Source organism: Desulfuromonas sp. TF, from assembly GCF_000472285.1.
Lineage (GTDB): Bacteria > Desulfobacterota > Desulfuromonadia > Desulfuromonadales > ATBO01 > ATBO01.
In genome coordinates this window covers 18,039-29,564 of record NZ_KI421424.1, presented here as the reverse complement: position 1 = coordinate 29,564, position 11,526 = coordinate 18,039, and the positions used below count along the sequence as shown (strand labels likewise).

General features: G+C 60.3%; 12 protein-coding genes. 10 read left to right on the top strand and 2 right to left on the bottom strand.

What is annotated here, in order from left to right; genetic code table 11:
- Window positions 1–115: 115 nt before the first annotated feature.
- From DTF_RS0116440 to DTF_RS0116425, 4 genes are all read left to right on the top strand, one after another.
- Window positions 116–643 (top strand): YkgJ family cysteine cluster protein, encoded by a 528-nt coding sequence (locus DTF_RS0116440; RefSeq protein WP_027716207.1) that lies wholly within the window; start codon window positions 116–118, stop codon window positions 641–643.
- Window positions 644–729: 86 nt separating this feature from the next.
- Entirely contained in the window at window positions 730–1,107 is a 378-nt protein-coding gene (locus DTF_RS0116435) for a DUF948 domain-containing protein (protein WP_027716206.1), read from the top strand.
- A 2-nt stretch (window positions 1,108–1,109) separates the two neighbouring features.
- Window positions 1,110–1,427, top strand: coding sequence for a YtxH domain-containing protein (locus DTF_RS0116430; protein WP_027716205.1), 318 nt, complete (start codon window positions 1,110–1,112; stop codon window positions 1,425–1,427).
- A gap of 129 nt (window positions 1,428–1,556) precedes the next feature.
- The gene (locus tag DTF_RS0116425) at window positions 1,557–2,939 is read left to right on the top strand and encodes a YhjD/YihY/BrkB family envelope integrity protein (protein WP_035057752.1); all 1,383 of its coding nucleotides are present in this window, start codon (window positions 1,557–1,559) and stop codon (window positions 2,937–2,939) included.
- Here DTF_RS0116425 and DTF_RS0116420 read toward each other — a convergent pair.
- Together DTF_RS0116420 and DTF_RS0116415 are read right to left on the bottom strand one after the other, a co-directional pair.
- Entirely contained in the window at window positions 2,933–3,634 is a 702-nt protein-coding gene (locus DTF_RS0116420; RefSeq protein WP_027716203.1) for a UDP-2,3-diacylglucosamine diphosphatase, read from the bottom strand. The two genes, DTF_RS0116425 and DTF_RS0116420, sit on opposite strands and share 7 nt — an antisense overlap.
- A 62-nt stretch (window positions 3,635–3,696) precedes the next feature.
- Window positions 3,697–4,473 carry a stage II sporulation protein M gene (locus DTF_RS0116415; protein ID WP_027716202.1) on the bottom strand — a complete coding sequence of 259 codons (777 nt, stop codon included), beginning with the start codon at window positions 4,471–4,473 and terminating at the stop codon, window positions 3,697–3,699.
- 99 nt (window positions 4,474–4,572) lie between these two features.
- Between DTF_RS0116415 and sppA the strand changes: the two genes are divergently transcribed.
- From sppA to DTF_RS0116385, 6 genes are all read left to right on the top strand, one after another.
- On the top strand, window positions 4,573–5,517 hold the full coding sequence (gene sppA, locus DTF_RS0116410) for a signal peptide peptidase SppA (RefSeq protein WP_027716201.1): 945 nt from the start codon (window positions 4,573–4,575) through the stop codon (window positions 5,515–5,517).
- Between the two features lie 60 nt (window positions 5,518–5,577).
- Complete coding sequence (gene chrA / locus DTF_RS0116405) at window positions 5,578–6,774, top strand: chromate efflux transporter (RefSeq protein ID WP_027716200.1); 1,197 nt, start codon at window positions 5,578–5,580, stop codon at window positions 6,772–6,774.
- 120 nt (window positions 6,775–6,894) lie between these two features.
- A complete protein-coding gene (locus tag DTF_RS0116400; protein ID WP_027716199.1) occupies window positions 6,895–7,110 on the top strand; it encodes a DUF2188 domain-containing protein in 216 nt (71 codons plus the stop codon).
- A gap of 123 nt (window positions 7,111–7,233) precedes the next feature.
- Window positions 7,234–7,452: a 4-oxalocrotonate tautomerase family protein gene (locus DTF_RS0116395; RefSeq protein WP_027716198.1), complete on the top strand. Its 219-nt coding sequence runs from the start codon at window positions 7,234–7,236 to the stop codon at window positions 7,450–7,452.
- 111 nt (window positions 7,453–7,563) lie between these two features.
- Window positions 7,564–8,826 carry a tetratricopeptide repeat protein gene (locus DTF_RS0116390; RefSeq protein ID WP_027716197.1) on the top strand — a complete coding sequence of 421 codons (1,263 nt, stop codon included), beginning with the start codon at window positions 7,564–7,566 and terminating at the stop codon, window positions 8,824–8,826.
- Window positions 8,823–11,492 (top strand): heavy metal translocating P-type ATPase, encoded by a 2,670-nt coding sequence (locus DTF_RS0116385; protein WP_027716196.1) that lies wholly within the window; start codon window positions 8,823–8,825, stop codon window positions 11,490–11,492. The genes DTF_RS0116390 and DTF_RS0116385 overlap by 4 nt, the downstream gene beginning before the upstream one ends.
- The last annotated feature ends 34 nt before the right edge of the window (window positions 11,493–11,526 follow it).

The window sequence follows — 11,526 nt, the reverse complement described above, 5'->3', positions numbered from 1 at the left end:
CACGAACTTTTTGCTTAGCCGTCCTCTGAGTTTTTGCGAAGGCATCAAGGGTAGTTGCGGTGGCGTGAGGTGTGAGGTGTGTCTGGCAGTAGGATTTCTCCAAAAGGACTGAAATATGGACCCCCTTCGAAACTATTTCGACCTGGTATCCAGGGTCGATGAACTTTGTCAACGCATAGAGGAGGAATTCAGGACGCATCTGGCCTGTCGAAAGGGATGCGATGCCTGCTGCCGCCATTTTTCTCTTTTTCCCGTCGAAGCGGCCGCCCTGGCACAGGCGCTGGACAGTCGGGGCGCAGAGGAGACGGGGCGGATTCGCAGCCGGGCCCGACTGGCCCCCGAAGAGGGCATCTGTCCGCTGTTGCAGGACGGCGCCTGCCTCCTTTACGAAGCCCGTCCCATCATCTGCCGCACTCACGGGCTTCCCCTCCTCGCTGGTACCGGCAAGAAGCGACTGCTCGACTGGTGTCCCGAGAACTTTAAGGGGGTAAAGTCGCTGCCTGACGCAGCGGTGATCAATCTGGATGTGCTCAATACCACCCTGGCCACCATCAATTCCCTCTTCCTTGCCGAAATTCCTGCCGGAAAGCTGCACAAAGAACGATTTCTCCTCGCCGATGCTCTTCTGCTGGACCTTCCATAAAACGCATGTACAATTGTAAATGAAATTATTTGTGTTCCACTTAGCTTAATGTCTGTTCTTCAACTGCCTGTTGCCGGAGGGTTACCATGCCAGTTCAAGTCGATGTCCTTGCACTCATCATTACGATATTGCTCCTTCTTATTGCCGCCTTTCTCATTCCGCTTCTGATCCAGGTAAAGAATACGGCCCAGCGGGTCGACGCCTTCCTGAACGATGCTCAGAAAGACCTGCTGCCGGCACTTCGTGAACTGCGGGAGACGTCAGAGCGGCTCAATCAGGCATCCGCCAGGGCGGGAACTTTGTTCGAATCGCTGGGTGAGACGGGTGAGTCGATCCATATGATCAACGATTTTCTGCATCATGATCTGGGGAAATATATTGGAAATGCTGCCGGCCTCTGGCTGGGCATCAGGTCGGCAAGCAAGGTTTTTCTAAAACAGATAAAACAACAAGGAGGAGACTGATCATGGCTGAAGAGTACAGAAACGGCAGTTGCGGCAGCATCTTTATGGCTTTCGTCCTGGGCGCTGCGATCGGCGGCGGTCTGGCCCTGTTGACCGCTCCCCGTTCCGGACAGGAGACTCGGGACAAGTTCAGGGAGATGAGCGACGAATTGCTGGAGAAAACAAAAAAATCCGCCGATGAGGCAGAAGCCAGGATCAGGGCGGCGATCGATGAGGGGCGGGAAGTCCTGGCGGAGAAGAAGGAAATCATCAAATCGGCCATAGAGGCGGGCAGGGAAGCGATGGAGGCTGAACGCTCCAAGCACAAGGAGACGGCCTGAAGGTTGCCATGAAAAAGCCCACTTCAGGTGGGCTTTTTCATGGCTGGTATAGCGGGGCTCCGGGATTGAACCCAGGGCCTTCACTGTTTCGCCTTCCGCTTTCTTTTTTTCAGCATCTGCCTGGGAATCATGTCTCGATTTTCTGAAAAACTGCAAAAGGCCAAAGATTTCCTGGGCCGGGATGTCTGGGAGTTCGAGCCCGCCGAGTTGTCCCGCGCCCGCGCCTTCCTTCTGCGGCAGACCCAGGTGGCCATTCTTGTCGTTCGGGATTTCCAGGCTGACAGCTGCATCCTGCGCGCCTCCGCGCTCACCTATGTGACCCTGCTGTCCATCGTTCCCGTTTTCGCCCTGATGTTTTCACTGCTCAAGGGCCTGGGAGTTCAGAACACCCTGGAGCCGATCATCCTCAAGGAGATCGCCATCGGCTCCGAGCAGATCGTCACCGAAATCATCCGTTATATCAACAATACCAATGTGGGCCGCCTGGGAACCGTCGGTCTGATTACCCTGGTGCTGACGGTGCTGGCTCTTCTTTCCAATATCGAGGAGACCTTCAACACGATCTGGGGGGTCCAGGAAACCCGATCTCTTTACCGACGATTCTCAGACTATTTCTCGGTCCTGATCTTCGGGCCGATTTTCGTCCTGGTCGCCATCTCCATGACCACCACCCTGGAGAGTCAGGCTTTTGTGCAGACGCTGATGGAGATGGCCTACGTGGGGGAGGTGATCTATCTCCTGTTCAAGGTGCTCCCCTTTATAGCGATGTGGGCCGCCTTCACCTTTCTCTACATTTTTATGCCCAATATCAAAGTCGATTTTCGGGCGGCACTGATCGGCGGCATCTTTGGAGGAACTCTCTGGCAACTGGCTCAATGGAGCTATCTCTTCTTCCAGGTCGGGGTGGCTCGCTACAACGCCATCTACGGAACCATGGCCGCCCTGCCCATTTTCATGGTCTGGATCTATGTCTCCTGGATCATCGTGCTGCTGGGCATGGAGGTCTCCTATGCTTATCAGCACCTTCGGCACATTCGTCTGGAGATTCGCGGGGAAACCGTCAATTTCGCCAGTCGGGAGATGATCGCCCTCACCATCCTGCTTCAGGCGGCCGAGGCTTTCAACCGCGGGGAGAAACCCTGGCGCCTGAGGAATATCTCCGAGGGGCAGGGATTGCCTCCGCGGCTGGCCAGAAGCGTGATCGAGGAACTGGTACGACTGCGGTTTCTCTCCGAAGTGCGGGTAGGAGAGGATGACTTCGCCTACCAACCCGCCCGTGCCCTGAAAAATATGAAGGTGCACTCCGTGGTCAAAGCCCTCAAGGAAGACGGGGTCAACGTATCGCGGATGTACAAAACGCCGGAGTGGAAAATCATCACCGACCTCGAACGGCAGATAGAGCAGGCGGGCCGCGACAGCCTGGGCGAACTGACCCTGGAAGACCTGGTGGCGAAAATGGCCGGGCAGAAGAAGGAAGAGGAGGGGGAGAGAAAAAACGGAGAGAATCAGTAGGACCTGAGCTCGAACCTGCCGTTTTCGAAGACGGCATAGGAATACCGCTCGATCCAGTCGCCGAGGGCCACCATCGTTCCGCTTTCCGTCTCGGTCAGCGAGGGTTCATGGAAATGGCCCGTCACCACGGCGCAGTACCCCTCGGCGAAGAGTTTCCGGGCGTGCGCCATAAGCATGTCCACCGGCGCCCGGCGTTCGGAACTGCTTCCGCGGCTCCGGCGTCCGGCCCAGCGGGCGATGGCCCAGGCCCAGTCGGGCGGAATCAGGTTTTTCAGCCGACTCAGAGTGCGGCTGCGCAGGAAACGGCGCAGGATTTTGTATCCCCGGTCGTCGGGATTGACAAGGTCGCCGTGGCCGATGAAGATCTTTCGGCCGTCCAGATCGATGGGGCCGCCGTCCGGAAGAATGCGGCAGCCGAGGACGTCTTCAAAATAGGGACCCATGTGGAAATCGTGATTTCCCTCCACATAGACGATCTCGGTTCCGCTTTCCCGTAAGCGCCGCAGGGCTTCAAGAAGTGGCACATAAGGTGCGAAGACGGTATGCCGGTATCCCACCCAGAATTCGAAGATATCGCCGAGCAGAAAAAGGGTGCGGATCTGGCCCTTCTGTTCCTCGAAAAAAGACAGCAGCTTTCGGTAATTGGGGTCTTCGGGATCGACCAGGTGGGCATCTGCGATGAAGATATCTCTCATGGAGAGCAACTATAGGTTCTTAGCGGTGCAGAAGTCAAGATAGAGGCGAAGCGGCCGATGCCTCAGAATGATCTTACCCAGGCCGCGATCGTGCCGGTGAGGTGAGCTTCGATGACGCTGGCAACCGCCAGCAGAAGCACGATGGCCAGCATGCTCGCCTTTATGGCCCGGGAGCGGCTGAACCGGGTGATTTTACAGAATGCCTTCTCCGTCGCGCCGGCCTCAAGGTCTTTTTTGATCAGAAGATAGGCGGATGATGGTAGGGCTGCACCCAGGAGGATTGCGGAGACCTCAAAGATGCCATGGGGGATCAGCAGGGCGGCGACATATTCGAGAGAACCGATGACCGCATGGGCGGAGGCCATCATGCCGCCCGCCATCAGACCGAGTACGAGCAGGGGCGCGGCCGGAAGGACGCGGAGCCAGATGAAAATCGGACGCAGCTGCCTCTGCCGGATCGACCTGAATTCCTGCATCGGATAAAAGAGGTTGATCGTCGGATCCCGGAGAAACGATTTTCTCAAGTTCGCCGGAAACTCACCCATGCGATCGGGATTGAGGAGGGTCGCGGCTGACAGCAGGGACGCGATGGTGAAGGTGGCAAGGGTATTGAAGGCAAATATGACGACCGCCGGATCGATATGCAATTCAGCACTCCTGGCGATGACCGGAGAGCCGACATGCTGCAAGCCGACCGTCGAGAGGCCGAACAGTTGGAAGGGATCGACGCCAAAGAGGAAAATCAGGACAAGACCTCCGAAATAACCGTAGCAGAGGGCGACGAGAAAAATCGCCAGCAGGCGCTGCCAGGCTTTCAGGATGTTGGACACGTTCCCCATCGCGGCCCCCGAGAGTTTGCAGGCAATCTTTCGCTCTTTTCGAATCCAGTATATCGCAATGCCGTTTAAGGTCGAGGCGCCTGGCGGCGAAGGAGGAGTATGCGGTACGTGTTGACGGCCCTGCTGATAAGTGCTCTTTCGGGCTGCGCTTTTGTCAAGGTAAACGTCGGCTCCGAGCTCAAGGGGCTCGAGGAACGGGTCGTCTCGGGAAAGGGTCGGGCCAAGATCGTCGTAATCGATATTTCCGGGATCATCTCGATGGATCATCTCGGGTTGGAGCGCTTCGGCAAGGAGCCGCCGATGATTCCCCGTTTACAGGAGCAGCTCAATGCGGCCGGGGCCGACGGCGACGTCGTGGGACTGGTGGTTCGCATCGACAGCCCCGGGGGATCGGTGACGGCCAGCGATATTCTGTATCACGCAGTGAAAACCTTCGGCAAGGAGAAGGGTGTTCCGGTGGTGGCCTGCATCATGGACAAGGGTCTCTCGGGGGGATACTACGCCGCGCTGGGGGCCGATGAGATCATGGCCCATTCAACCTCCATTGTCGGAGGGGTGGGGGTGATCAGCTTCAGGTTCGACATCTCGGAAATGCTCGAAACTTGGGGAGTGAGGATCGGCACCGTCCAGAGCGGGCCGAAGAAGGATTTCTGGTCGCCGCTGCGTTCCGGCACCCCGGAAGAAAACGCCGTGATGCAGGGGATCGTCGACCGCCTCAACCAGCGCTTTCTGCAGATTATAAGGGAAAATCGTTCCCTTTCGCCCGCCTCTCTCGAAAAGGTGGCCGAGGGCGGGGTGTTCGACGCCGCGGCCGCCCTCGACCTGGGTCTGGTTGACGGGATCGGCTATCTGGAGGATGCGATAAGCCGGATCCGGAAACTGGCCGGGGTGAGCGAAGCCCGGGTGATCCTCTACCGCCGTCCGGGAGCCCTGGCCGAGAGCATCTATGCCGGTTCGGCGCCTCTTCTGCGCGCCCTCTCCAATGTTGAACTCGGCGTCGCCGAGATGCTGACGCCGTCTTTCCGCTATCAATACCTGCCGTGAAGATGGCGGCGGCAGCGATGATGATCGATCCATTCCGGATCCCGGCAGGGGCCTGATGAAATGAAGCAGAAGAATACGCTCTCGGCCGGACAGGTATTCCTGGTCTTTTTAAAGCTTGGACTGACCTCCTTCGGGGGGCCGGTGGCTCATCTCGGCTATTTTCGCGAGGAATTCGTCGTGCGCCGGCGACTGCTGCGTGAAGAAACTTACGCCGACCTGATGGCCCTCTGCCAGTTTCTCCCCGGTCCCGCCAGCAGCCAGGTCGGCATGGCCGTCGGCCTCTCGCAGGCAGGCTTTCCTGGAGCTCTGGCGGCCTGGACAGGTTTCACCCTGCCTTCCGCGGTCGTCCTCATCCTGTTCGCCTTCGGAGTAACTGCAGCCGGCGACGCTGCGGTTCACGGCGGCGGCTGGCTGCACGGGCTCAAGATCGCTGCCGTCGCCGTGGTGGCGCAGGCGGCCTGGGGAATGGCGAAGAGCCTCTGCCCGGACCGCCCCCGGAAGACGATGGCGCTGGCCGCCACCGCCCTGGTTCTGGCATGGCCCGGCGTCTGGGGACAGATCGGCGCCATAGCGGCCGGGGGGCTGTGCGGGGTGGTGTGGATGAGGGGCTCGGGCGGGGTTGCAACGGAAACCCACCTTGTGCCTGTGGGTAAAAAAGTTGCTGTTTTCAGCCTTGCGCTCTTTTTCTCTCTCCTGTTCGGCCTGCCGCTGCTGGCTGCCGCAACCGGCAGTCAGGTGATGATTCTCTTCGACAGTTTCTTCCGTTCCGGCGCGCTGGTATTCGGAGGCGGCCATGTGGTTCTTCCCCTGCTGCAGGCCGAGGTGGTCAATCCCGGATGGGTGGGAAATGATCTCTTTCTTGCGGGGTACGGCGCGACCCAGGCGGTGCCGGGGCCCCTGTTCACCTTCTCCGCCTATCTGGGAGCCGTCATGGGGGCGGGGCCCGGCGGCTGGGCCGGAGGAGCGCTGTGTCTGACAGCCATCTTTCTCCCCTCCTTTCTGCTGGTGACCGGCATGATGCCCTTCTGGGATGCCCTGCGCCGCCGCCCCATGGTGCGCCCCGCCCTGGCCGGGATCAATGCCGCCGTCGTCGGCCTGCTTCTGGCCGCCTTGTACATCCCGGTCTGGAGCAGCGGCATTCTCTCTTCAACCGATTTCATCCTGGGGCTGGCCGCTTTCGGCCTCCTGGCGATATGGAAGGTCACACCCTGGATCGTGGTCGGCCTGTGCGCTCTCGGAGGCGCGCTGATGAACTGATGAAAAACGTTCTGACCGCCTCATCCTCCGTTTTCGCGCATCTCTTGCACACGCCCTCGGTTTGTTGGATGATGAAGACAGGAACGGCGATGTATTCGCCGATGTGAAAGGAGGTTCATCATGGCCATAACCGTGCATGTACATCCCGACCCCCGGGGAGGATGGCTGATCAAGCGCGACGGATCCGCCAAAGACGCCGGGCATTTTCAAAGCCGTGGCGAGGCCGAGAACCGGGGCCGCGAGCTGGCCCGGGAATTGTCCGCCGAACTTGTTGTCCACCATCTGGACGGAAGCGAGAACCGCGAATCTCAGTGGCGGATTGCACACCGGACCTGAGAGCAGGTAAAATGGAATTCGGTACCTTGTTGCGGGAACCGGCCGAACCTGGTGCCCGGAAACGAAAGGGATTGTCCAACAGTTTGCGGAAAAATTCCATGCAACAAAAGAGGAGGATTAAGCATGCCCTTTGTCAACGTAAAGATCACCTCGGGCGCCACGGCGGAACAGAAGGAAGCCCTGATCGAAGGGATTACGGAACTGCTGAGCAGAGTGCTGGATAAGAATCCCGCATCGACTCATGTCGTCATCGACGAGGTGCCGCCCGAGAGCTGGGGAGTACGGGGTAAGACAGTGGCTGAACTGCGCGCCGCCGGCGCTCCGGGGGTTTCGAAAAAGTAGGTCTCTGCGGAGCAATGAAGAGGATGCGCCGGCAGGGCTTTTCTGCTATAGTGGCCTCCCTGTTTCTGTCCGGACTATCCGTCCGGAATTCATCCTCATCCGGAGCCCTGTATGGACGAAGAATTCGAAGACTATCCCGAAGAAGAGGAAGATCGGCTGGAGCTGGCCCAGATGGCCCTGGATCGGGGCGAAGACGAAACCGCCCTCGACCTGGCCGAGGAATACCTCGAATCCCATCCTCTGAACGTCGACGCCATCAATATCTGCGCCGTAGCCGCCGCCAACCTCGAGGATGTGGAAAAGGCCATGGCCCTCTACCAGATGGCTCTGCGTCTTGACCCGAAAAACGGGGTGATTCACCACAACTACGGTGTGCTGCTGGATCGTGTCCAGGAATACGAGGACGCCCTGCTGCACTTCAGCCGCTCTGTTGAGCTGCAGCCCGATTTTCCCGAAGCCTACGTCAATATGGGCAATGTTCTCGATGAGTTGGGGCGCACCGAGGAAGCGCTGCCGATGTACGACGAGGCGCTCCGGCGCATGCCGGAATCTCCCGATGCCCATTACAACAAGGGGTACGCTTTTAACCGATTGGGGCGCCATGAAGAGGCGATGGAGAGTTTCAACCGTGCACTGGAGATGGTTCCCAATGACGCCGCCAGCCTCAACGGGCTGGGTTTCGCTCTGGCAGGACTGGGTCGCGATGAAGAAGCGGTTAGCTGGTACGGCCGGGCGATCTCCAAGGCGCCCGAAATGGGGACGTATCGCTATAACCGCGGCCTGTCCCTTTTCCGCCTCGACCGTCTGGACGAGGCTCTGGAGGATTTCAACGCGGCTCTCGAACTCGATCCCCGTTCTTTGGACGCAGGGATCGAAAAGGTGAATCTGCTGGTCGAGATGGACCGTTTCGATGAAGCCCTCCCTCTCCTCGAGGAACTGGAAGGACTCGAGCCGGCAAGTCCGGAGCCCCCTTTCTATCGGGGAGCCATTCTGGCCCGGAAGGGAGACCTGACAGGCGCCCTTGCCCAGCTTGAGGAAAGCCTGCGCAGGGATCCCGACTCGGTCTACACCCTGAACAATATGGGAAACATTCTGATGGATCTGGGCCGCCTGGACGAAGCCCTCGCCTGTTTTGACGCCATCCTGCAGCGCACCGAAAGCTATCCGCTGGCCCGCTATAACCGCGCCTGCGTTTTCGCCCTGCAGGGCAAGGCGGAAGCGGCGGCCCGGGAACTTGCCGCGGCGGCGGCGCAGGAAGGACATTTTCTCGAGGATGCCCGGCTCGATCCCGATTTCGACCTGGTGCGCAACTCCGTTGCATTCCGCCGCATGGTCGGCGGCAAGAAGGCCGGGGTAAAAAGAAAGCTGACATGACGGAGATTTCCCTTCCAGTACGCGGGATGAGTTGTGGAAAGTGCGTCGCCAAGCTCACTGATGCGATAGGCTCCCTGGAAGGGGTGCGATCGGTGGAGGTTTCCCTCGAACATCGGGCGGCCCGCCTCTCCTACGACTCCGGGCTCCTCGGTCCGGAGCGCATCGTGGCCACCATCGAAAAAGCCGGCTTCAGCGTTCCCGAGGGAGAAACGGGCGGAGACAGAGAGACCCCGGCCAGGGAACCGGACGCTTCGGATGTTCTGACGACGGGCCGGGAGAAGGTCGTCCTGCGCATCGGGGGGATGACCTGCGCCAACTGCGCCGGAGCCATAGAAAAGGGGGTCGCCTCTCTCCCCGGGATCGTCCGGGCGGCGGTCAACCTTGCCGCCGAAAAGCTTACGGTTGAATTCGATTCCGATCGCCTCGAAAGGGCCGGCATTATCCGAAAGGTCGAAGATCTCGGCTACCGGGTTCGAGACCGGGAAGGGGAGAAGAAGGGAAAGCTGATCTTCGTCATCCAAGGGATGCACTGCGCCTCCTGTGCCGGGACCATCGAGAAGAAACTCTCTTCCCTTCCCGGAATGCGCTCCGTCCGGATCAACTTCGCGGAGGATTCGGGCACCATCGAGTTCGATCCGAAGAGTCTCGATCGGGAGGAGATTTTCGATGCCGTGCGCGATGCCGGCTATACTCCGCTTGAGGAGCGCAGCGCCGAGGAAGAGCGCGGCGAAACACGGCGGGAACTGTTCTGGGTTCTCTTCTCCGCCGCTCTCTCGTTTCCCATCATGGCCTTCATGTGGTGGCACCCCTTCGGCGCCGCCACTCTCTACGTCAACGCTGCCCTGGCCACGGTGGTCCAGTTCAGCGCCGGTCTCACCTTTTACCGCGGAGCCTGGAAATCCCTCAAGAACGCCTCGGCGAACATGGACGTGCTGGTAGCGATGGGGATCACCGCCGCCTACGGCTATTCGCTGCTGGCGGCTTTCGGAGTATTCGGCGTCTCCGGCGAGGTCTTTTTCGAGACCAGCGCCATGCTTGTCACTTTCATCCGCTTCGGCAAGTGGCTCGAGGCCCGGGCCAAGGGGAAGGCCGGACAGGCGCTGCGCCGGCTTCTGCAGATGCAGGCCGAGCGGGCAACCCTGCTGGTGAACGGCGAAGAGCAGGAAGTGCCGACCAGCCGGGTCCGGACCGGAGACCGCCTGGTGGTGCGCCCCGGGGAAAAGGTGCCGGTGGACGGCGAGATTGAAAGCGGCGAATCGGCTCTCGACGAATCGATGGTCACCGGCGAGTCGGTACCGGTGGAAAAGGGGCCCAGGGATGCCGTGACCGGCGCCACCATCAATAAAACCGGCCGGCTGGTCGTGCGGGCCACAGCAGTGGGGGAGGAAACGGTGCTGGCGCAGATCGTGCGCATGGTGGAGGAGGCCCAGGGAGATAAGGCCCCCATCCAGCGCCTCGCCGATGCTGTTTCCAACTGGTTCGTCCCTGCCGTGGTGACCATCGCCGCTTTTACTTTTCTGGGCTGGCGTTTCGGGGCCGGCCAGGAATTTCTCTTTTCCTTTAAGATGGGGATTGCCGTCCTGGTCATCGCCTGCCCCTGTGCCCTCGGACTGGCCACCCCCACCGCCATCATGGTGGGAAGCTCGGTGGGACTCACCGCCGGAATCCTTTTCAAGCGGGCCTCGGTGCTGGAGAATATCTCCCGGCTGGATATTCTGCTCTTCGACAAGACCGGGACGCTGACCCGCGGCGAGTTTTCAGTGACCGACCTTGTCCCTGCCGAAGGGATTGAAGAAGGGGATCTGCTGCGCCTTGCCGCCGCCGCCGAGAATGCCAGCAACCATCCCCTCGCACGGGCGGTGGTTCGTTGTGCGAAGGACCGAGGGGTGGATGTGCCCGTGGCCGAATCGGTCGAGGAAGTCGGCGGGCACGGCCTGATCTGCACCGTCGAGGGGGACAAGGTGCTGGCCGGCAGCGTGCGTCTGATGGACCGCGAAGACATCCCGACTGAAGATTTCGGCTCCATCGACGGTCTCCAGGCCGGCGGCAAGTCCCTCGTCTTCGTCGCCCGCGGGGGCCGTCCTCTCGGGGTGGTCGCTCTTGCCGACACACTGAAGGAGGGCAGCGCCGAAACCATCTCCCGGCTGCGCGGGCTCGGTCTGCGTACGGTCATGATCACCGGCGACCGGCGCGAAGCCGCCCGGGCGGTGGCGCAGGAGATCGGGATCGACGCGGTCGAGGCCGAAGTCCTTCCCGGCGATAAACTGCAGGTGGTGCGCCGCTATCAGGATGAGGGATATGTGGTCGGCATGGTCGGTGACGGCATCAACGATGCCCCGGCCCTCGCCCAGGCTGATATCGGCATCGCCATCGGCAGCGGCACCGACGTGGCCAAGGAGACCGGGGATATCATCCTGGTCAAAGGAGACATCCGCGACGTGGAACGGGGAATCCGCCTCGGACGCAGGACCCTGGGCAAGATCCGGCAGAACCTCTTCTGGGCCTTCTTCTACAACGTGGTCGGCATTCCGATCGCCGCCGGCCTGCTTTATCCGGCCCTCGGCCTCGTCCTGAAGCCGGAGTTCGCCGGCCTGGCCATGGCGTTCTCCAGCGTATCGGTGGTGACGAACAGCCTGCTGCTGAAGCGGTATGCGCGGAAGCTGTGACGTGGGACATGGGACGTGAGGCGCCCTCCAAATG

Coding starts and splice junctions, on each gene's coding strand:
- sppA (WP_027716201.1), top strand. CDS start 4,573: ATGCGGTACGTGTTGACGGCCCTGCTGATAAGTGCTCTTTCGGGCTGC.
- DTF_RS0116420 (WP_027716203.1), bottom strand. CDS start 3,634: ATGAGAGATATCTTCATCGCAGATGCCCACCTGGTCGATCCCGAAGAC.
- DTF_RS0116415 (WP_027716202.1), bottom strand. CDS start 4,473: ATGGGGAACGTGTCCAACATCCTGAAAGCCTGGCAGCGCCTGCTGGCG.
- DTF_RS0116400 (WP_027716199.1), top strand. CDS start 6,895: ATGGCCATAACCGTGCATGTACATCCCGACCCCCGGGGAGGATGGCTG.
- chrA (WP_027716200.1), top strand. CDS start 5,578: ATGAAGCAGAAGAATACGCTCTCGGCCGGACAGGTATTCCTGGTCTTT.
- DTF_RS0116440 (WP_027716207.1), top strand. CDS start 116: ATGGACCCCCTTCGAAACTATTTCGACCTGGTATCCAGGGTCGATGAA.
- DTF_RS0116430 (WP_027716205.1), top strand. CDS start 1,110: ATGGCTGAAGAGTACAGAAACGGCAGTTGCGGCAGCATCTTTATGGCT.
- DTF_RS0116385 (WP_027716196.1), top strand. CDS start 8,823: ATGACGGAGATTTCCCTTCCAGTACGCGGGATGAGTTGTGGAAAGTGC.
- DTF_RS0116390 (WP_027716197.1), top strand. CDS start 7,564: ATGGACGAAGAATTCGAAGACTATCCCGAAGAAGAGGAAGATCGGCTG.
- DTF_RS0116435 (WP_027716206.1), top strand. CDS start 730: ATGCCAGTTCAAGTCGATGTCCTTGCACTCATCATTACGATATTGCTC.
- DTF_RS0116395 (WP_027716198.1), top strand. CDS start 7,234: ATGCCCTTTGTCAACGTAAAGATCACCTCGGGCGCCACGGCGGAACAG.
- DTF_RS0116425 (WP_035057752.1), top strand. CDS start 1,557: ATGTCTCGATTTTCTGAAAAACTGCAAAAGGCCAAAGATTTCCTGGGC.